General features: G+C 60.1%; 19 protein-coding genes. All 19 read right to left on the minus strand.

Features of this window, described 5'->3' with window-relative positions:
* Positions 1-48 precede the first annotated feature (48 nt).
* Positions 49-393 (minus strand): Hpt domain-containing protein, encoded by a 345-nt coding sequence (locus M5B43_RS16425; RefSeq protein ID WP_248751073.1) that lies wholly within the window; start codon positions 391-393, stop codon positions 49-51.
* 30 nt (positions 394-423) lie between these two features.
* Positions 424-2,142 carry a fused response regulator/phosphatase gene (locus M5B43_RS16430; RefSeq protein WP_248751074.1) on the minus strand — a complete coding sequence of 573 codons (1,719 nt, stop codon included), beginning with the start codon at positions 2,140-2,142 and terminating at the stop codon, positions 424-426.
* A complete protein-coding gene (locus tag M5B43_RS16435; RefSeq protein ID WP_248751075.1) occupies positions 2,139-2,444 on the minus strand; it encodes an STAS domain-containing protein in 306 nt (101 codons plus the stop codon). Before M5B43_RS16435 ends, M5B43_RS16430 begins: the two co-directional genes overlap by 4 nt.
* Positions 2,445-2,629: 185 nt before the next feature.
* Complete coding sequence (gene fliJ / locus M5B43_RS16440; protein ID WP_248751076.1) at positions 2,630-3,079, minus strand: flagellar export protein FliJ; 450 nt, start codon at positions 3,077-3,079, stop codon at positions 2,630-2,632.
* Positions 3,080-3,082: 3 nt separating this feature from the next.
* Positions 3,083-4,441, minus strand: a complete 1,359-nt coding sequence (fliI, locus tag M5B43_RS16445) for a flagellar protein export ATPase FliI (RefSeq protein ID WP_248751077.1) — start codon at positions 4,439-4,441, stop codon at positions 3,083-3,085.
* The gene (gene fliH, locus M5B43_RS16450) at positions 4,431-5,195 is read right to left on the minus strand and encodes a flagellar assembly protein FliH (protein WP_248751078.1); all 765 of its coding nucleotides are present in this window, start codon (positions 5,193-5,195) and stop codon (positions 4,431-4,433) included. The genes fliI and fliH overlap by 11 nt, the downstream gene beginning before the upstream one ends.
* Before the next feature lie 10 nt (positions 5,196-5,205).
* Positions 5,206-6,225 carry a flagellar motor switch protein FliG gene (gene fliG / locus M5B43_RS16455; protein WP_248751079.1) on the minus strand — a complete coding sequence of 340 codons (1,020 nt, stop codon included), beginning with the start codon at positions 6,223-6,225 and terminating at the stop codon, positions 5,206-5,208.
* Positions 6,218-7,993 carry a flagellar basal-body MS-ring/collar protein FliF gene (gene fliF / locus M5B43_RS16460; protein ID WP_248751080.1) on the minus strand — a complete coding sequence of 592 codons (1,776 nt, stop codon included), beginning with the start codon at positions 7,991-7,993 and terminating at the stop codon, positions 6,218-6,220. The genes fliG and fliF overlap by 8 nt, the downstream gene beginning before the upstream one ends.
* 16 nt (positions 7,994-8,009) lie before the next feature.
* Entirely contained in the window at positions 8,010-8,339 is a 330-nt protein-coding gene (gene fliE, locus M5B43_RS16465) for a flagellar hook-basal body complex protein FliE (RefSeq protein WP_016972029.1), read from the minus strand.
* 131 nt (positions 8,340-8,470) lie between these two features.
* Positions 8,471-9,847: a sigma-54 dependent transcriptional regulator gene (locus M5B43_RS16470; RefSeq protein ID WP_248751081.1), complete on the minus strand. Its 1,377-nt coding sequence runs from the start codon at positions 9,845-9,847 to the stop codon at positions 8,471-8,473.
* Positions 9,848-9,853: 6 nt separating this feature from the next.
* Positions 9,854-11,065, minus strand: coding sequence for an ATP-binding protein (locus tag M5B43_RS16475; protein ID WP_248751100.1), 1,212 nt, complete (start codon positions 11,063-11,065; stop codon positions 9,854-9,856).
* Positions 11,066-11,175: 110 nt separating this feature from the next.
* The gene (locus M5B43_RS16480; protein ID WP_248751082.1) at positions 11,176-12,651 is read right to left on the minus strand and encodes a sigma-54 dependent transcriptional regulator; all 1,476 of its coding nucleotides are present in this window, start codon (positions 12,649-12,651) and stop codon (positions 11,176-11,178) included.
* A gap of 171 nt (positions 12,652-12,822) precedes the next feature.
* The gene (locus M5B43_RS16485) at positions 12,823-13,119 is read right to left on the minus strand and encodes a flagellar protein FliT (RefSeq protein WP_248751083.1); all 297 of its coding nucleotides are present in this window, start codon (positions 13,117-13,119) and stop codon (positions 12,823-12,825) included.
* Between the two features lie 24 nt (positions 13,120-13,143).
* Positions 13,144-13,533, minus strand: a complete 390-nt coding sequence (gene fliS / locus M5B43_RS16490) for a flagellar export chaperone FliS (protein ID WP_078834283.1) — start codon at positions 13,531-13,533, stop codon at positions 13,144-13,146.
* Positions 13,534-13,677: 144 nt separating this feature from the next.
* Positions 13,678-15,075 (minus strand): flagellar filament capping protein FliD, encoded by a 1,398-nt coding sequence (fliD, locus tag M5B43_RS16495; protein ID WP_248751084.1) that lies wholly within the window; start codon positions 15,073-15,075, stop codon positions 13,678-13,680.
* 80 nt (positions 15,076-15,155) lie between these two features.
* Complete coding sequence (locus tag M5B43_RS16500; protein ID WP_248751085.1) at positions 15,156-15,515, minus strand: flagellar protein FlaG; 360 nt, start codon at positions 15,513-15,515, stop codon at positions 15,156-15,158.
* A gap of 75 nt (positions 15,516-15,590) precedes the next feature.
* Entirely contained in the window at positions 15,591-17,036 is a 1,446-nt protein-coding gene (locus M5B43_RS16505; protein ID WP_248751086.1) for a flagellin, read from the minus strand.
* Positions 17,037-17,303: 267 nt separating this feature from the next.
* Positions 17,304-18,233 carry a ketoacyl-ACP synthase III gene (locus tag M5B43_RS16510; protein WP_248751087.1) on the minus strand — a complete coding sequence of 310 codons (930 nt, stop codon included), beginning with the start codon at positions 18,231-18,233 and terminating at the stop codon, positions 17,304-17,306.
* A gap of 276 nt (positions 18,234-18,509) precedes the next feature.
* Entirely contained in the window at positions 18,510-20,093 is a 1,584-nt protein-coding gene (locus M5B43_RS16515; protein WP_248751088.1) for a flagellar hook-associated protein 3, read from the minus strand.
* Position 20,094 lies beyond the last annotated feature (1 nt).

Consider the following 20,094-nt stretch of genomic DNA (forward strand, 5'->3'; position numbering starts at 1 on the left):
CTCGCTCCCACAGTTTGATCCGCACAGGACGGGTACAACTGTGGTGATTCAGAGACCGAAGCGCTGCCTTTCCGACTCATACAGCGGCCGCACCAACGCAAACTCATGATCAATCTGGTCAACCAGCGCACCCAAGTCCGCCGTCAGCTCGACGGACTCCGCCTCCAGCCGCTGACACAAATACGCCAACCGCACCGCCCCAAGGTTGCCACTGCTGCCCTTGAAGCTATGGGCAATGCGCCCCAACGCCTTGGCATCATCACGCGACTTGCGCAACGCCTCGACGCGCTTTTGCGAATCGTCCAGAAAGGTGTCAAGCAACTTGGGGTACTCAGCTTCCATGACGTCCTGCAAACCCAACAACACTTCAGGGTCCAGATGAATCTCAGCCACTTGCTCGCTCCTTGATCAAGAATCGGCGGATTATGCCAGAGCCTTCCAGCAAAACTCCACGCAGACACTGCGCCCGCCATCCGACCAGCGTACATCGCTGCTCAGTTGACGCACCAGGCTCAAGCCTCGGCCAGACAGACGGTCGATGTCCAGGGGCCGAGCCAGTACCTGCTCCACGTCAAACCCAGGGCCGCTGTCCTCGATGCGCAGCGTCATTTTGCCGCCCGTGTCGGTCGGTACCACGTGCACATGCACTCGCACATAACCGTCATTCAATTGCGTGAGGCGCTCATTGCGCTGGCGGTAATAGTCGGCAAACCCACGCGCATCACGCTTGAGCCGTGAATCCAGGCCCAGCACGCCATGCTCCAGGGCATTGGAATACAGCTCGGCCATCACACTGTAAAGCGCCCCGCTCTGCTCGCGCAGGCCGTGGACCTCCAGGAGCAGTTGCAGCAAGTAAGGCAGCGGGTTGTAGTTTTTAAGGGTCTGCGCGCGAAACTCGAAACTCACCGACCAGTCCAGCGGGCAAGACTGGCCGCTGTCGGCATACATCGGCTCGACGGCCCGCAATGGCTGAGCGGCCTGCAAAGTGATCTCGACCATGCTGACGTCATCCCGTGCCTGGCCACGGAACGCCGCCAGGGCGCGCTCGATATCTTCGAAAAGGCGGTCGGGCACGCGATTGGTGGCAAACACCTGTTGCAAGCGCTCGGCGCCGAACAGTTGATCGTTAGCATTAGCCGTATCCAGCACACCGTCGGAGAGCAAAAACACTCGGTCGCCCAGGGCCATCGGCCAGACTTCCGTGCTGTCATCAAACGCCTCGGCCGATAGCACGCCCAGCGGCAAATGCCGCGACACCAACGGCGTACGCTTACCCGTGGCGACTTCATGCACATAGCCTTCGGGCATGCCGCCGTTCCACACCTCCACCACACGCCGCTGGGCACTGAGGCACAACAGGGTGGCGCAGCAGAACATGTCCACCGGCAGGATGCGCTTGAGCTTGGCATTCATCTCGCGCAAGGTTTGCGCCAGGCCATAGCCCTTGGCGGTCATGCCGTAGAACACCTCGGCCAGGGGCATGGCCCCGATGGCCGCAGGTAGGCCGTGCCCCGTAAAGTCGCCAAGCAACACGTGCATATCGCCAGACGGGGTATAGGCCGCCAGCAGCAAGTCGCCATTGAACAGCGCGTAGGGCGATTGCAGGTAGCGGATATTGGGCGCAGCGTTGATGCAGCCCGTATGGGCGACCTTGTCGAACACCGCCTTGGCCGCACGCTGCTCATGCAACAGGTAGTCGTGGTGCCTGGCGATCAGGTCACGCTGTTGCAATACTGTGGCCTGCAGGCGGCGCAGGCGGTCCATGGCGTTGATCTTCGCCGCCAGGATCACCTGGTTATAGGGCTTGGGCAGGAAGTCATCGCCGCCGGCATCCAGGCACTGGGCCAGGGCTTCGCTTTCGCGCAGCGAGGTGAGAAAGATGATCGGCACCAGCGCCTCGCCCGCCAACTGCTTGATCTGCCGCGCCGCCTCAAAGCCGTCCATCACCGGCATAAGGGCGTCCATCAGCACCAACTGCGGCCGCTCGCGGGCAAATACCTCGACAGCTTGCGCGCCGTGGGTAGCAGTGAGCACCTGATGGCCCTGACGCCGGATGATGGTCGACAGCAACAGCAAATCGGCGGCGCTGTCTTCGGCGATCAGGATCGTCAGTGGCTCAAGGACTGGGGCCAGGGCGCTCAACTGAGATCAAACAGTTTGTCGAAGTTGGAGATGGCGAGGATCTTGCGCACATCGGAGTTGCTGTTGATCACCTGCACTTCAGCGTCGTCGCCACCGGCATGGTCACGCAACAGCAGGAGCATGCCCAGGGCCGAGCTGTCCATGTAGGTGGTTTCCTTCAGGTCCACCACGTAGATCTCGGGCACTTTGTAGAACCGCTCGTAGGCATCACGAAAGGCTTGGTGGCTACCGAAATCGAACCGCCCCTTGACCGTGATCGTCAACTTCGTCCCATCCAGGGATACTTCTGACTTGACTGACATGTGACTGCTTCCTTGTCATTGGCACTGTGCAACAAGGTTTAGCAGGCGAACCGGATCCGAGCAACACCGTCGATCAAATGTGGGAGGGGGCTTGCTCCCGATATAGGTGTGTCAGCCAACAAACTCATTGCTGATGCACCGCCATCGGGAGCAAGCCCCCTCCCACATTTGAACTGCATTTCAGGTTAGAACTGTTCGGGGCGGGGAAGGCGTTGGGACAGCTCATCGAGCAGCTTTTGCTCGCGCTTGTCTTCGATGGCCCGCGCTTCGTCGATATAGCGCTGGACCAGTTTGCGCAGCCCTTCAACCCGGGCAAACGCCTGCTGCCAGCTTTCCCGGGCCTTATCGAGGTTGCTCTGGTGCCAGGCCAGGCTCTGGCGCTGCTGGCCGACGGCGGTTTCCAACTGGTTGAGAAAGCCCTGGTAGCCCATCAGCCACTGGCCGGACACGCCCTTGCTGCCGCGCTCGATCCACTGCTGCTGGTACTCGCCGCGAAAGCGCTCCAGGTCGCCCAATTTGCTTTCGGCCAGGCGTACCTGGCCTTGAAAGTAACCCAGGCGCTGCACAGCGGTTTTTTCGGCCTTTTCGGCCATGTCCACCACTGGGGCCAGACGCGAGGAGCGAGTGCTGGCCATGGCTTAGCCGCCGGGCGCCGGGGCGAAGATCGAACCCAGGTGCGCTTCGCTTTCGCCCATGCTGATTTTGTCGTTGAGGCCCTGGCGCAGGTAGCTCACCAACTGCAGCTGCAAGGCGATGGCCAGGTCGGTCTCGCGATCGCCACCGGCCACGTAGGCCCCCACGCTGATCAGGTCACGACTCTGTTGATAGCGCGACCACAGCTGCTTGAAATACTGCGCACGGGCCATGTGTTCCGACGTGACCACTGCCGGCATCACCCGGCTGATCGACGCTTCGATATCGATGGCCGGGTAATGCCCCTCTTCCGCCAGGCGCCGTGACAGCACGATGTGGCCGTCGAGCACGCCCCGCGCCGAGTCGGCAATCGGGTCCTGCTGGTCATCGCCTTCGGACAGCACCGTGTAGAACGCGGTGATCGACCCCCCGCCCGCCTCGGCATTACCGGCGCGCTCCACCAGCTTGGGGAGCTTGGCGAACACCGACGGCGGGTAGCCTTTGGTGGCGGGCGGCTCGCCGATGGCCAGGGCGATTTCCCGCTGGGCCTGGGCGAAACGCGTGAGCGAATCCATCAACAACAGGACGTTCTTGCCCTTGTCGCGAAAGTATTCAGCGATACGCGTGCAATACATGGCCGCGCGCAAACGCATCAGCGGCGCATCGTCCGCAGGCGAGGCGACGACGACCGAACGCTTGAGCCCTTCTTCGCCCAGGCTGTGTTCGATGAACTCTTTCACCTCACGGCCCCGTTCACCGATCAGCCCGACCACGATGATGTCGGCCTCGGTGAAGCGCGTCATCATGCCGAGCAACACCGACTTGCCCACGCCGGTACCGGCGAACAGGCCCAGGCGCTGGCCGCGACCGACCGTCAATAAACCGTTGATGCTGCGAATGCCCACGTCCAGCGGCACGCTGATAGGGTTGCGATTGAGCGGGTTGATGGTCGGGCCGTCCATCGGCACCCAATCCTCGGCTTTCATGCCGCCCTTGCCGTCCAGCGCACGACCGGCGCCATCCAACACGCGGCCGAGCATGCTCATGCCCATGGGCAGGCGGCCGGTGTCGGCCAGCGGCACCACGCGGGCGCCGGGAGCAATGCCCGCCAGGCTGCCCACCGGCATCAGGAAAATCTTGCTGCCCGAGAAGCCCATCACTTCCGCTTCGACCTGCACCGGGTGGTAGCTGTCGTCGTTGATCACCATGCAGCGGCTGCCCATGGCGGCACGCAAACCCTCGGCTTCAAGGGTCAGGCCGACCATGCGCAGCAGGCGCCCTTCGAGGATCGGCTGGCCAGGCAACTGCGTGACCTCGGCGTAGCCGTCCAGGCGCTTGGCGAAGCTGGTGCGTTCAAGGCGCATCAGAGGCGTCCAGGTCAACGCTCAAGTCAGGCTCTGCCGGATGCAGGGCTTGCTCATGCAGTTGATCAAACAATTTGGCCATGATCTGGCTGATACGGGTTTCCACCGTGGCGTCGATCCGGCTGTGTTCGGTCTCGACACGGCAACCACCAGGCAGCAACGAGGCGTCCTCGACGATGCGCCAGGTTTCTTCATGGCGCTCGCGCAAGGCTTTGACCTGTTCGAAATCCTGGGGGTTGATGTACAGCCGCACATTGCCGACGCCCAAGGGCAGCAGCTTGAGGGCTTCGCGCATCACCTTTTCGATCTGAGTGGACTCCAGCACCAGCTCACGCTGGATCACCTGGCGGGCGATGTGCTCCACCAACCCGACCATGGACTTTTCCAGTTGCGAGTCCTGTTCGGCGATCGGGTCGAACAGGCCGCCCATCAAACGTTCCAGGCTGGCCAGCTTGACGCTGAGCGCCTCCTCGGCTTCCTGGCGGACCTTGAGCGTGGTGCTGCGAAAGCCGTCTTTTTCACCGGCCGCAAAACCTTCGTTGTAAGCCTCCTGGCGGATGGCTTCCAACTCTTCAAGGGTCAGTGGCTGGACTTCATCCAGCGGCACTTCTTCCATTTGCGCGGGCGGTTCCTCTACCGGCTCAGGCTCGGGTTCCGGCACATGCGGGTCGAAGCTGGGCAACGACCAGATATCGAACCCACCGACATCCCGCGCGCGAATCAGATCGCTGGGCGTCTCATCTTTGTTCGACATGCGCGGGGCCTTAGATCATTTCTTCGCCGCCCTTCCCGCCGAGAACGATTTCTCCGGCTTCGGCCATACGGCGGGCAATGGTGAGGATTTCCTTCTGGGCGGTTTCCACGTCGCTGACGCGTACCGGGCCTTTGGCTTCCAGGTCGTCGCGCAACAGTTCGGAGGCACGCTTGGACATGTTCTTGAAGATCTTTTCTTTGACGTTTTCGTCGGAGCCCTTGAGGGCCAGCACCAACACGTCGGAGGACACTTCGCGCAGCAGCGCCTGGATGCCACGGTCGTCGACATCGGCGAGGTTGTTGAACACAAACATGAGGTCTTCGATCTGGCCGGACAGGGTGTCGTCGATCTCGCGGATCGAGTCCATCAACTGGCCTTCGACCGAGCTGTCGAGGAAGTTCATGATGTCGGCCGCACGCTTGATACCGCCCAGGGTGGTGCGCGCGGCGTTGGAGTTACCCGAGAACTGCTTCTCGAGAATCGTGTTCAGTTCTTTCAGGGCCGCCGGTTGCACGGTGTTCAGCGACGACACCCGCAGGATGATATCCAGGCGCACTTTGTGGTCGAAGTGGCCGAGCACTTCGCCGGCCTGGTCCGGGTCCAGATAAGCCACGACAATGGCCTGGATCTGTGGGTGTTCGTAGCGGATCACGTCGGCAACCGCGCGCGGTTCCATCCATTTCAGGCTGTCGAGGCCACTGGTATTGCCGCCCAGCAGGATGCGGTCGATCAAGCCGTTGGCTTTGTCTTCGCCCAGGGCCGAGGTCAACATCTTGCGGATGTAGCTGTCGGAGCCCACGCCCAGGCTGGTCTGGTCGCCGACGATCTCGACGAACTCACTCATCACCTGTTCGACTTGCTCGCGGTGCACATTGCGCATCTGCGCCATGGCCACGCCCACCCGCTGAACCTCTTTGGGGCCCATATGGCGCAGCACTTGCGCAGCGTCGGTCTCACCCAGGGACAACAGCAGGACTGCGGCTTTGTCGACCTTGGTGAGCTTGGCAACAGCGGCTCGATTATCACTCATCTGCGTTGATCCACTCTTTCACGACCTGGGCCACACGGCCCGGGTCTTCTGCCACCAGACTCTTGATTGCGTTCAACTGAGCGTCATAGCCTTCGCTCGGGCTTGGCAACAGGATGCTTTGCGGGCCACCCAGGCTGACGCGGTCGTTGGCCAATTCGCCATCCAGGCCGCCCATGCCGCCCAACTCGACGTCGCCGCCGGCCAACGCGAGCTGCTTCTTGCCGTGACCGGTGATGTTGTTGAGCACCGGGCGCAACACGCCGAATACCAGCACCAGGATGAACAACACACCCAGCACTTGCTTGACGATGTCCCAGAACCACGGCTGAGTATAGAACGCCGGGTCAGCGATCACTTCGCCACGTTCGGCGGAGAACGGCATGTTGATCACGCTGACGCTGTCACCACGGCTGGCGTCGAAACCAACGGCGTCCTGTACCAGGCGAGTGAAGCGCGCCAATTCGTCGGCGCTCCATGGGGCACGAGTGACCGCACCATCAGCGGGGTTGACCTTGACCTGATCATCGACCACCACCGACACCGACAGGCGGTTGATCTTGCCCTGCTGCTGCTTGGTGTGGCTGATAGAACGGTCGAGTTCGAAGTTCTTGGTGGACTGGTTACGCTTGTCCGCCGGGTACGGTGCGAGCATGGGCTGGCCAGTGGCCGGGTCCATGATCTGCTGGCCGTTGGCGTCCAACAGCGGCTGGCCGGGCTGGATGGCACCTGCGCTCGCCGCAGCGCCACCAGTGGTTTGCGGCGCCGAAGCCGGGGCCGGTGGCTGGTTGCTCAGGGCACCCGGCACACCTTGCGGGCCATTGCTGGCAGTGCGTTGTTCGCTGGTGGACTGCTCACTGCGCAAGGCCGGCTGGTCGGGGTTGAACTGCTCGGACGTCGACTCAACGGCGCTGAAGTCCACGTCGGCGGACACTTCCGCTTTGTAGCGATCATTGCCCAGCACCGGTTGCAGGATGTTGTGCACACGCTGGGTGAGCATGCTTTCCATGCGACGGCTGTAGTCGAACTGCTTGCCGGCCTGAGTCAGCGAGGAGTTCTCGGCCTGATCAGACAGCAGGTTGCCCTTCTGGTCCACCACGGTGATTTGCGATTTGCTCAGTTCGGGAACGCTGGTGGCCACCAGGTTGATGATCGCCAGGACTTGGCCAGGCTCCAGGGAACGGCCGGAAAACAGCTCGACCAATACCGAGGCGCTCGGCTTGCGTTCGTCACGCACGAAGACCGAGCTTTTCGGAATGGCCAGGTGCACGCGGGCGCCCTTGACGTTATTCAGGCTGGAGATGGTCCGCGCCAGTTCGCCCTCCAGGCCACGACGGTAGCGGGTGGCCTCCATGAACTGGCTGGTGCCCAGACCCTGGTCTTTATCGAGGATTTCAAAGCCGATATTACTGTCCGACGGCGTAACGCCGGCAGCGGCCAGTTTCATCCGCGCACGGGCCACATCATCGGCCTTGACCAGCAGAGCGCCGGAGTTGGGCTCCACGGTGTAGGCGATGTCCGCGGCGGCGAGGGTTTCCATGATCTGCTTGGAATCCATGCCCGCCAGGCTGCCATACAGCGGGCGGTAATCAGGTTGCTGCGACCACAACACCACGGCAAAACCAATCGCCACGCTGGCAGCCAGGCCGACCATCAGGCCCACCTGACGCAACATGGTCATTTCCGAGAGGTTTTCCAGGAACGACAGGCCAAACAGCGGCGGCTTGCCGTCTGCCTTGGCGGGTGCGTTGTCCACGACTGCTTCTGCCATGACTTAAATCTCGTCCTTAAACCGGCATCTGCATGATGTCTTGATAAGCCTGAACCAGCTTGTTACGTACTTGGGTCAAGGCTTGAAAGGAAACACTGGCCTTTTGCGAAGCGACCATCACATCGGTGAGGTCCACGCCGCTCTTGCCAATCTCGAAGGCGGTGGCCAACTGATTCGACGCTTGCTGGGTATCACTGACTTTGTTGATTGCCTGACCGAGCATGTCGGCAAAACTGCTTTGGCCCAATTCCGGCGCTGGCGCGACGGATTTCGGTTGAGCCATGGCATCCATTTGCATGGAGCGCATATCCAACATCAACCGATTGAACTCAATACCCTGGCTCATGACCTTCTCTCTCCGACGACCCGCAATTTTTTGACACTACGCAGCGGTTGCTAGGGGTGGTAGCAACAAGGGTGCCAGATCCGTGGCGATTCGTAAGAAAAGGCGACAAACCCTGTCGGCCTATGTATTTGTTATGTCGCGAAAAGATACGCTTCCACGTCCATTCCCGCGTCGCGCATCTGCGCCAGCTTGTAACGCAGGGTGCGGGGGCTGATACCCAGGCGCTCGGCCGCCTCTTTGCGACGACCCCGTTCGGTGCGCAGGGTGTCGATGATCATCTGGAATTCGCGGCGGCGCAGGTCATCGCCCAGGGCGCCGACTGACTCCCCTTCAGCGGCGACCGGTGCCGGCGCCAGGCTCGGCAACGGTGCAGCGCCGCTGCCCATGGCCAGGCAGAAGTCTTGCGGCTGGATCAAGCCGCCCTGCTGCAAAATCAGCGCGCGCTGGATGGCGTTATCCAACTCACGCACGTTGCCAGGCCAGGGGTAACCGATCAGGCAGGCCTGGGCTTGGGCCGACAACCGCGCCTGGGCATGCTTCATTTTTTTGACGTGATTATTCAGCAGGCGCTCAGCCAGCGGAATGATATCCGCCGGGCGCTCACGCAACGGGCGCCAGGCCAGGGGGAATACCGAGAGCCGGTAGAACAAGTCTTCACGGAAGCGCCCCGCCGCCACTTCACCCGCCAGGTCACGGTTGGTGGTGGCCACCACACGGATATCCAACTGGATCGGCTTGCGTGCGCCCACACGCTCCACTTCCCGCTCCTGCAGGACCCGCAGCAATTTGGCTTGCAGGCCCAGGGGCATTTCCGAAATTTCGTCAAGCAGGATCGTGCCGCCGTCAGCCTGTTCGAACTTGCCAGCCTGGGCCGCAATGGCGCCGGTGAACGAGCCTTTTTCATGGCCGAACAAGGTGGCTTCCAGCATGTTGTCGGGAATTGCCGCGCAGTTGATGGCGATAAAGGGCTGTTTGGCGCGACTGGATTGCTGGTGGATATAACGCGCCAGCACTTCCTTGCCGGTGCCCGACTCGCCGGAAATCAACACGGTGGAATCGCTGCGCGCCACTCGGGCGGCCAGCTCCAGCAATTGCGCGCTGGCCGGCTCAAAGGCAATCGGACCTTCACCCTCGATGGCCGGGATCACGCCCAGGGCATGCCGGGCGACCAGTTCGATCAACGCCCTGGGCTCGAACGGCTTGACCAGGTAATCCGCCGCACCTTGGCGCATGGCGTCCACCGCACGTTCCACGGCGCCGTGGGCGGTCATCAGCAGCACCGGCAGTTGCGGCTGGCGCGCACGCAGCAGGCCGAGCAATTGATGACCATCCATGCCAGGCATGTTCACGTCGCTGACCACCAGGCTGAAAGACTCTTGCTCCACAGCCTCCAAGGCGTCCTCGGCAGAGCCCACCGCACGGTAGTCATGGCCCGCCAGCAGCAGCGTGTCAGCCAGTGCCTCACGCAGGGCGCGATCGTCTTCCACCAATAAAACCTTGATTGCCATGCTCTTCTACTCCGCGCTTGCCGCGCCAGAAAACAGCGGCAAGGTCATCAATGCACAGGTGCCACGCCCCAACCGGGAACGCAGTTGCAATTCTCCCTGATGGGCACGTGCCACTGCCTTGACCACGGTCAGGCCCAAGCCGGTACCGTTGGTCTTGGTGGTGAAAAAGGGTTCGCCCAGGCGCTGCAGCACCACGGGGTCAATGCCACTGCCGCTGTCACTGATGCACAGGCGCAGGGTTTGCTCGCGGGTGTACAGGTGCACCTTGAGCCGTGCGCCCGGGCCGCTGGCCTGGGTGGCGTTTTCAATCAGGTTGAGCAGCGCGCCGACCAGCGTGTCACGGTTGCACAGCAACTCGCCTTGGTGGCTGTCACACTGCCAACGCAGGTTGGCATCCTGAACATGGGTGGCAGCTGCCGCCTGCAAGGACTGCATCAAGCCGGCAGGCGTGATGCGGTCGGTCAGTGGCAACTCACCGCGGGCAAACACCAGCATGTCGCGCACCTGGTGCTCCAGTTCATGCAGGCGCTCCTTGAGGCGCCCGGCAAATCGTTGATGGGTGGCGGCCGGCAGTTGCTCATCAGTCAAATGACTGGCGTAGATCAACGCCGCCGAGAGTGGCGTACGGATCTGATGCGCCAAAGAAGCGACCATCCGCCCTAACGACGACAACCGCTCATGCCGGGCCAGCTGGTCTTGCAGGTGACGGGTTTCCGTCAGGTCGTTGAGCAACACCAGTTGGCCAGGCTCGGCGTCCAGGGAACGGGTGGCGATGGACAGGCGGCGCCCATCTTTGAGGGAGATTTCATGGCCGTCGTCTTCACGGGGCGCGAAGCAACGGGTAATGACTTCGCGCCACAGCTCGCCTTCCAGCGGCAGCCCGAGCATGTCGCAGGCAGCCGGGTTGGCTTCGCGTACGCGGCCCTGATCGTCGATGACGATCACACCACCCGGCAGCAGTGACAGTAGGTTTTGCAGACGGTTGGCCAGGCGCTCTTTCTCCGCCAGCTCTTCCATGCGCTGGGCGCTGACGACGGCCAACTCGCCTTTAAGCTCGGAGACCCGCGCCTCCAGCAGGCTGTAGGAGTCAGTCAGTTGGCTGGACATCTGGTTGAACAGCGAAAACGCCTGTTCAAGACCCTGCCGGCTCTGCTGCTCTACAGACGGGACAAGCCCCTGGAGCTCAGGGACCGAAGATAGTTGGGCGGCGTGGGGCATCATGCTCTCTCGCTTGGCTGACCGTCAGTTAAACGGAACGTTGCGAGGGCTGTAGCAATACCCGTGCCGAAAAAAAACTACTTACAAATCAGCAGGTTAAAAAACAGGCGTCAATCCTCCGCCTGTTCATCACCCTCTTTGCGACTCATACCGTACTTGCGCATCTTCTCCACCAGGGTGGTTCGACGGATACGCAGACGCTCAGCAGCACGGGCGACGATGCCGTTGGCGTCGTCCAGGGCTTGCTGGATAAGCCCTTGCTCGAGGTTGCCGAGGTAGTCTTTCAGGTCCAGGCCCTCTGGCGGCAACATGGCCGTGGCACCGAAATCCGGGGTATGGCCGTTGATGGCCACCCGCTCTTCCATGTCACTGCGCAGGCTGTCCACCAGTTGCTCGTCTTCATCATCGACGTAGCGGAATTTTTTCGGCAACTCGACCACGCCGATCACACCATAGGGATGCATGATCGCCATACGCTCCACCAGGTTGGCCAGCTCACGAACGTTACCTGGCCAGCCATGGCGACACAGCGACATGATCGCCGCCGAATTGAAGCGGATCGAACCGCGCTTTTCGTGCTCCATGCGCGAAATCAGTTCGTTCATCAGCAACGGGATGTCTTCCACGCGCTCACGCAGCGGAGCCATCTCGATCGGGAATACGTTGAGGCGGTAGTACAGGTCTTCGCGGAAGCTGCCAACCTCGATCATGCTTTCGAGGTTCTTGTGGGTCGCGGCGATGATGCGCACATCAACGCTCTGGGTCTTGTTGCTGCCCACACGCTCGAAGGTACGCTCTTGCAGCACACGCAGCAGCTTGACCTGCATCGGCAGTGGCATGTCACCGATTTCGTCAAGGAACAGGGTGCCGCCATTGGCCAGTTCAAAACGCCCGGCACGGCTGGTGATTGCCCCGGTAAAGGCGCCCTTCTCGTGGCCGAACAGTTCACTTTCCAGCAGCTCCGCGGGGATCGCCCCGCAGTTGACCGGCACGAAGGGCCCGTCACGACGCTTGGAGTGATAGTGCAGGTTACGCGCCACCACTTCCTTGCCGGTGCCCGACTCGCCCAGGATCAACACACTGGCGTCGGTGTCGGCCACTTGCTGCATCATCTGACGCACGTGCTGGATCGCACGGCTGGTGCCGACAAGGCTGCGAAACAGGTTGGGCTCACGGTGACGACCGCGCTCACGGGCCTGGTCGTACATCTCGCGATAGACCTGGGCACGGTGCAGGGAATCGAGCAATTTGCTATAGCTGGGCGGCATTTCCAGGGTGGAAAGCACGCGACGGCGCTGGTCTTCCGGAAGGTCAACGGAAGAAATATCGCCCATCAGCAACACGGGAAGGAACTCATCCCAGGTCGACAGTGTCTTTAACAGGCCCAGAACTGCGCCAGGAGCGTTTACCGTCCCGATCAGCACACAAATGACTTCACGGCTCGATGACAAAGAGCTGACCGCCTGCTGCCAATCATGGCTACCGCAGGGCAAATTTTCTTCACCGAGAAAATTTAAAATCACCGCTAAATCGCGGCGACGGACGCTATCGTCATCAATCAGCAGAATTTTGGTTTCACGCCACATGCAATAGCAACTTCCCTAGTAAAACGCTTCTGCCCCAGAGTGAGGGCAATCTAGACGGATGTAAGATTTATTACCTTACTAGACGCCTGAAATCTGAAAACAGCACTAGTTAAGTCAAAAATGCTGGCACAGTCAAATATATGACGCGCCGTTCGGGATTAACTGAGCCATTCAACCGAACAGATGGTAAACCTTTGACGCACTTTCCGCTCGGTTGATCAACGACATCTCTTCGAAAATCGCCTGGCGCTCGCCAGTCGTCACCTCAAGCAACTGCTGATACACCGCCAGCAAGCTCTCCAGCTTTTCCCGTAGGGCGTCTTCGTCCACCGGCGCATTATTAAGCGCCTCATCGATGACCGCACGGCAACCCATATCCAGTTCACCGATGGCGTCCCAGTTACGTTGTGCCAATGCATCGACCAAGGCTTCGCGGGTCTCGTCAATCCGTTGCAGGGCGTGGCTCATGACATCATCCTCAGGCCCGAGGGCCTACAGTGTTGCAATACCGTCCCAGCCTTCCTTGAGCGTAATCATCAGGCCGGCCACTTCATCGATCATCGTGACATCGCTCTTGCTGTTGGCTTCCAGCAAACGCGTGGTCATGTAGGCATACAGGTTATCCAATTGCTGCAGCGCGGCCGGATCATCGGTTTTTTCCGGGTTCAAGCCGTCACGCAAGCCAATCAGGATGTCGATCGCCTTGCCCAGCAACAAGCCCTTTTGCGCGATATCACCACGAGCCATGGCACCCTTGGCCTGAGCCATGCGATCCAACGCGCCCTCCATCAGCATCTGCACCAGACGGTGCGGGCTGGCCTCGGAGACCTGGGCATGGGAATTGACCTTCTGGTATTGGCGAAGGGCTCTCATGGGATTCATGTTTCTACCTCGTGACAGGCAACAGCTAAAAAGAATGGGCTCTGATTATTATGTCGACGGTGTCGCAAAAAACTTTAAGCCGATGGTTTGGCGAAGGGCACGCCCGATCAAGGTAATCGCCTTGTCGGGCAACCTCAGTGAGGATCAACTGGTCTTCGGACTATTCAGCGCATTAAGCGTGGTCATGACGCTGGAGCGCTGGCTGGTGAGCTGGGCGACCAGGTTGTTCATCGTGGTGTATTTGGCCGTCAAGCTCGTCTTCAATGCCGCCATGCGCGCAGTCAAAGTGTCTTGCTGGGTTTGCAGGTCCTTGATGTTTGCCGAGAGCGTCGACGAACGCGTGGCGAGAACCCCGGTGCCACTCAGCGCGTAGCTGTCAGTCGCGGACTTCATCCGAGCCAGCAGCCCCGTGTCACCGTTGAAAATGCCGCCGATATCAGTCGGGTTGGTCGCAACAGCCGCACTGAACAGCTTATCGTCGATACTCAGCTTACCGGTCTTCTGGTCGGTGTTCACACCGAACTGGGCCAGGGATTTCAACGACCCTGTCCCCCCCAACGCGTTCAGCTCGGTGCGGACGGCCGAGGTCAGGGTACGCAGGGTAGCGTCGCCCGTCAGCGCGGCAGGCGTCGTGGAACCATCAGCGTTGGTGGTTACTGCGGTCTCAGTGCTGATCGCAGTGATCAAGGCGTTATAGGTATCGACAAAACCCTTCACCGAACTTTTGAGGGTGTCTGTGCTTCGCGCGACCGTGATGGTCGACGCTACGCGCTGAGCATTAGGGTCCGTAATGCCAGCAGGCAGAGGCGACACCGCCGTCAACTTGATGGTCACGCCGCTGATCGCGTCGCTCAGGGTGTTGCTCTTGGATTCCTGAGCGGTGCCGTCAATGGTGTACTTCGCATTCTGCGGCGCAGTCACGACTGACGTTCCGGCCTCCATGCCGGTATTACCACCAAGGGTAATGTCGGTGCCAACACCGGTATTGGTCGACGTCATGACCAGACGGGAACCGGTGGCGTCAGTCAGGATGTTAGCGCTCAGACCTGCACTGCTGTACTGCGCGTTGATCGAGTCACGCACCTGCTGCAACGTTGCGCCCGGCGGAACACTGACACCATAGCTCTTACCGGATTGGGAAATCTCCAGGGTCGTCGAGGTAGTGCCCGTATTGACGACCGTCTTTGCCCCCCCCACATAAGTCTGGGTAGCCACCTTCGAGGCGGTTGCCAATTGGTTGACCACCAACTGGTAACTGCCCGCAGAGGCGCCGGCGCCCAGGGTGACGGTCGAGACGTTGTTATCCGAGGTCGTTGCCGCCAAACCGCCGATACTGGCGTCTTTGGACATGTTGTCCATGGCGCCGCGGAACGCATCAAGTGCTGCTTGAATTTTGCCGATCGAAGACAGCTGGGCGGTCGACGTTTGCGTCTGTTTGTTGATCTGCGACTGCTTGGGTGCTTGTTCCGCGTTCACCAATGCCGTCACGATCGACTGGGTATCGATGTTCGTAACTGGGCCGCTAACCGTTATATCACCCATGACTGTTCTCCTGATCCGGGGCTGGCGCTTTCTTGACGGACGACGCCTCAAGCAGCTTCAGCAACAAAATTCATGCCAGCTCAGACTTTCGCGTCAAACAACACACTGCTGGCGTCGTGAAGGCTTTGTGCGAGTTTCAACGCAGTTTCCGAAGGAATCTGACGAATCACCTCGCCGCTTTCGGTCGCAATGACCTTGACCACCACTTGATGGGTGGAGTCATCGATGGAAAATTCCAGGTTGCGCTGGGCAGCCTGAACGAAATTGCGAATATCCGTGACCGCCTGTTCAAGGTCGGACGGCTTCGAGTCTTGCTTGGTTTGCACCGCGGCAACCGTAGGATCTACCTTGGCTCTCTGCGGGTCGGCACTTACAGGAGCAGGAGCACTCTGTGGCGCCACTGCCGGATAAGACAGGTTCAACTTGACGCTCATGTCCATGTCCAATCTCCTCATCATGCAAAAGACAAAAGGGCACGTAAACGCGCCCTTCCGTCAGTCATCTACCCATGGCTATTACTGAAGCAGCTTCAGTACAGCGGAAGGCAGTTGGTTGGCCTGGGACAGGATCGCAGTGGAAGCCTGTTGCAGGGTTTGTTGCTTGGTCAGCTGAGCAGTTTCTGCAGCGTAGTCAACGTCCTGGATCTGACCGCGAGCGGCGCTGGAGTTGTCTGCAATGCTCTGCAGGTTGGCAACGGTGTTGTCGAAACGGTTTTGTACAGCACCGAGGCCAGCACGCTGGGAGTCGATGTCCGAGATCGCCTGGGTGATCACGTCGATCGCGTTTTGCGCGTTGGCAGCGGTAGTCACGTCGGTGTTGTTGACGGTGGTTTTGGTGGAGTTGGCAGCGGTAGCAGCACCGGCAGCGAACACACCGGCTACACCCGGGCCGTTCAGCGCGTAGCTGCTGGAGGAGTTCAGCGAAACAGCACCGGTAGCAATGATCGCGGTGGCGGCCAGTGCAGTAGCAGCACCGTAGGTACCGGTGCCGTCTTTGGTTGCAACCGAGATACCAGCAGCACCGCCGTCACCCGCGTTGAAGGTCAGGTTCTCACCGGTGTCGGATTTAACCGACAGAGCGTTGGTCGACGAATCGTAGTTAACGCTGATGCCCAGCTTGGCAGCGTTGGACGCCAGTTGGCTAGCCAGGTCGGAAGTGCTGGTCACGCCAGTGAACTGAACGGCTGCACCGCTGCCCACTTGCAGGGTGAAGTTAGCGTTCGGAGGAGTAGCAGCACCAATGGTAGCCGCGTTCACGGTGAACTGAGCTTCGGTGCTGGCGGTAGCAGCCAGGCCGCCGACGGCGCCGTTCATTTGAGCAGCGATCTGCTTGGCGGAAGCGCCAGCTGCCAGGGTAACGGTTGCAGACTGGCCACCACCGGTAACGGTGATCGCGCCACCAGCAATACCTGTTGCCGAAGGCGTCAGGGATTGGGTTTTCAGCTGCTGCGAACCAATGTTGTTGGCTGCAACGTTACCGATGCTCATGTCGATGGTCTGGTGGGCGTTGGCGCCGACCTGGAACGAAGTCGTACCGAACGAACCGTCCAGCAGGTTCTTGCCACCGAAAGTAGTGGTGGTTGCAATACGGGTCAATTCAGCAGTCAGAGCGGCGTATTGAGCCTGGTTCGACTTACGGTCTTCAGCGCTTGGCGAGCCGTTAGCGGATTGCAGAGCCAGGGTACGCATGCTTTGCAGGATGTTGGTGGACTGCTGCATCGCGCCTTCAGCGGTCTGAGCAATCGAGCTGCCGTCGTTGGCGTTTTTGATCGCAACGCCCAGGCCGTTGATTTGGCTGGTCAGACGGTTGGAGATTTGCAGGCCGGCCGCATCGTCTTTGGCGCTGTTGATACGCAGGCCGGAGGACAGACGCTGCATGGAGGTTTGCAGGGCACCGGAAGCCTTGTTCAGGTTGTTCTGTACGGTCAACGAAGCAAGGTTAGTGTTTACTGTTAAAGTCATGACGAAATCCTCGTGGGTGGTGTACTGCGGCTTCCGGCCCTGGCAACCGCCGGGTGTGGCCTAGAGAACCTTCGTAATAGTTATCGTCGTGAAAGCAAGTTGCTTGAGGACTTTTTTGATTTTTTTTACTAGCACGATGCCACCCTTTGCAATTCAAGCGTTTACGATAGCTCAACCCCCCGCATTTGCTGGATTTTCTGGCGCCAAATAAAAAACGCCCAGGCTCTTTCGAGCCTGGGCGTCTTTTTGTGCAGCACGATCAACGCCTCACGAACGATAGAGAATCGCCGAACCCCACGACAAGCCCACACCAAACCCACTGATGGCGACACGCTTCCAGTCGGCATCCATCATGTGCTTTTCCAGCAACAGAGGAATGCTCGACGAAACGGTGTTGCCGGTCTCGACCATATCCTTGATGAACTTCTCAACCGGGGCGTCTTCGAAACGCCGGGCCACGGCATCCACGATCGCCGCGCTGCCCTGGTGAATGCAGAAGGCATCGATTTCGTCAGCCTTGAGCCCCGACTCGTCGAGCAGCTCATGCAGATGCGCCGGCACTTTGAGCAAGGCAAAGTTGAACACCTGGCGGCCATTCATGAAAAACACACCATCGCTGACCTTCAGGTGCGGCGCCCCGGAACCGTCGGTGCCGAACTTGGACTTGCCCAGCAACCAGGGAGCCTCTTCGCCCATCCAGGTGGCGGTGGCGGCGTCGCCGAAGAGCATGGTGGTGTTGCGGTCTTGCGGGTCGACGATCTTCGAATACGGATCGGCGGTGATCAGCAGGCCATTTTTCAGGCCGGTGGCTTCCATGAAGCCCTTCATCGCGTAGATGCCGTAGACATAGCCGGAGCAGCCCAGGGAGATATCAAACGCCGCCACGTGCGTAGGCAGGCCCAATTTGTCCTGGACGATAGCGGCCGTATGGGGCAAGCCCTCTTCATCGCCGTTCTGGGTCACAACGATCAGCGCGTCGATGGATTCGCGCTTCAATTGCGGGTTGTTGGCAAACAAGGCATTGACCGCCTCGACACACAGGTCGGAGGTTTCCTGCGCAGCGTCCTTGCGAGGCAGGAACGCCGAACCGATCTTGCCGATGATGAATTCTTCATCCTTGGCGAACTTGGCACCCTGGGCGTAATTATCGATCCCGTCTGCCGGCACGTAACTGGCGATGCTTTTTATGCCAATCATTGTGGCTTCCCAATACTAAATAGCTGGAGAACACCCCTCGGGCTACGCCGGGAGTGCTGACAATAAAGGGGATAACCCCGTAAAAAACTCGCTGAAAGCCGTCCAGTAAAGACCTTCGGGCGACTTATCCTTTTCACACGATACAGTGAAGATGCGCTTTATGACTCACAGGTCACTCAATTTTGTGCGCTTTATGCAAAACCCTGCAACATTCCCTGCGCTAAAACGACAACGGCCCACCCTGTTGCCAGGGTGAGCCGCGTACTCTGCCGCCGATTACATCCGGCTGAAAAGGCTCAACTGGGAGATTTTCACGAAGGCCAGTTGCGAGGCTTGCAGCATGGTCTGCTGCAGCGTCAGGTCGATGGCTGCCTGCCCCATATCGACGTTCGCCAGCGACGACATCGTAGACGTGTTGGCCAAGCCCAGGCTGGTGTTTTCCTGGCCTTGAATATCCAGGGCGTTCTGGCGTGCACCAATCGAACCGCGCACTTGGTCGATTTGCGCCGAAGCGTTGCTCAGGTTACCGATCGTGGTGTTCAACGCATCCTTGAGCGCGTTCTTGGCGACCTGGTTGCCCTCCGCAGGCGCCAGCAGCGCCTTGCGCAACTGGCCCAGGGTGTCCAGGGCGTTCATATTCTTATTACTGGTGGCACCAACCGAAAACTGGTCACCGGCGCCCGGCGTGCCGCTTATGCCAAAGGTCACCCCAGCGGTGGTGATCGACGTCGCGCCCGCCGCGATGGTACCGCTGGCAATGGCCTTGCTGTTGGCGCTGTACGGCTGGGCGAACACCTGATAGTCGGTGCCGCTGGTGAACTTGATGACGGCGCCCGAATTAGGAAAGGTACTGGCGTAAGCAGCCTGATCCGTCACGCTACCACCGGTCAGTTGCGCCGTGGACGCATTGCTGGCCGTGCGCGAGACGCTGAAAGTGTCCGGCTTGCTTTCCAGCGTGAACGCCTTGCCGGCCACCAGGGCATCAGAAGGAGCACCCGTGGCAACATCCGGGCCCAGGTTCAGGCGGATGTCGAACATGACCCCGCGCAGGTTGACGCTCGAAGCGCCCTCCTTGGTGGCATCGAATGTACCGTTGCCGGTGATTTCAGAGGTAACGTCGTTACCGTCCTTATCGGTCACGCTGTATTGGGTACTGCTGGCGAAGGTCAGCTTATAAGGCTGGCCATCGGCAAAACTCTTGGTGTACGCCGTGCCGGAGGTGACCAGGCCAGCCGAGATCGCGACCGAACCGTCATTGACCGACGGCGGCAACAGCGTCGCTTGGGTGCGACCGGTGTTGGACGAGCTCTCGAGCAGTGCCTTGCCGGTGTCGCCCGCAGCAATCGTCAGGTTGCTCGATACTTGCAGGCTCAGCGGCGTCTCATCCCCCTGATAGGTGTAGGTGCCATCGTTGTTACGGCTGTAAGGCGGGGTATCAGTCTTGGCCCCGGAGAACATGTAATTGCCGCTGGAGTCCTTGGAGTTGAGCAGACCCAGCACATGATCCTCAAGCGCCCCTACCTGGCTGGCAAGCGCCTTGCGATCGTCGTCGCTGAGCTGCAGGTTACCGGCCTGCAATGCCAAGTTCTGAGCGGTTCCGAACGCGAGGTTAATGCTTTGCAGCACGCTTTCTTCGTTGGTCAGCGAGTTTTGCAGGCTGGTGATGTTGCCGCTGTATTGCCCCAGCATGTCTTTCTGCTGTTGCAGCATCAGCAACTGAGCGGCCGCGACCGGGTCATCCGAAGCGGTCTGCACACGCACACCGGAACTCGCCTGGTCCTGAGCCTTCACCACACCCGCGTAGTTGTCCTGATACTTGCTGGAGCTGGTGTCGAAATACTGCTGTGTAGAGATACGCATC

Source organism: Pseudomonas sp. MWU15-20650 (assembly GCF_023242475.1).
Taxonomy (GTDB): domain Bacteria; phylum Pseudomonadota; class Gammaproteobacteria; order Pseudomonadales; family Pseudomonadaceae; genus Aquipseudomonas.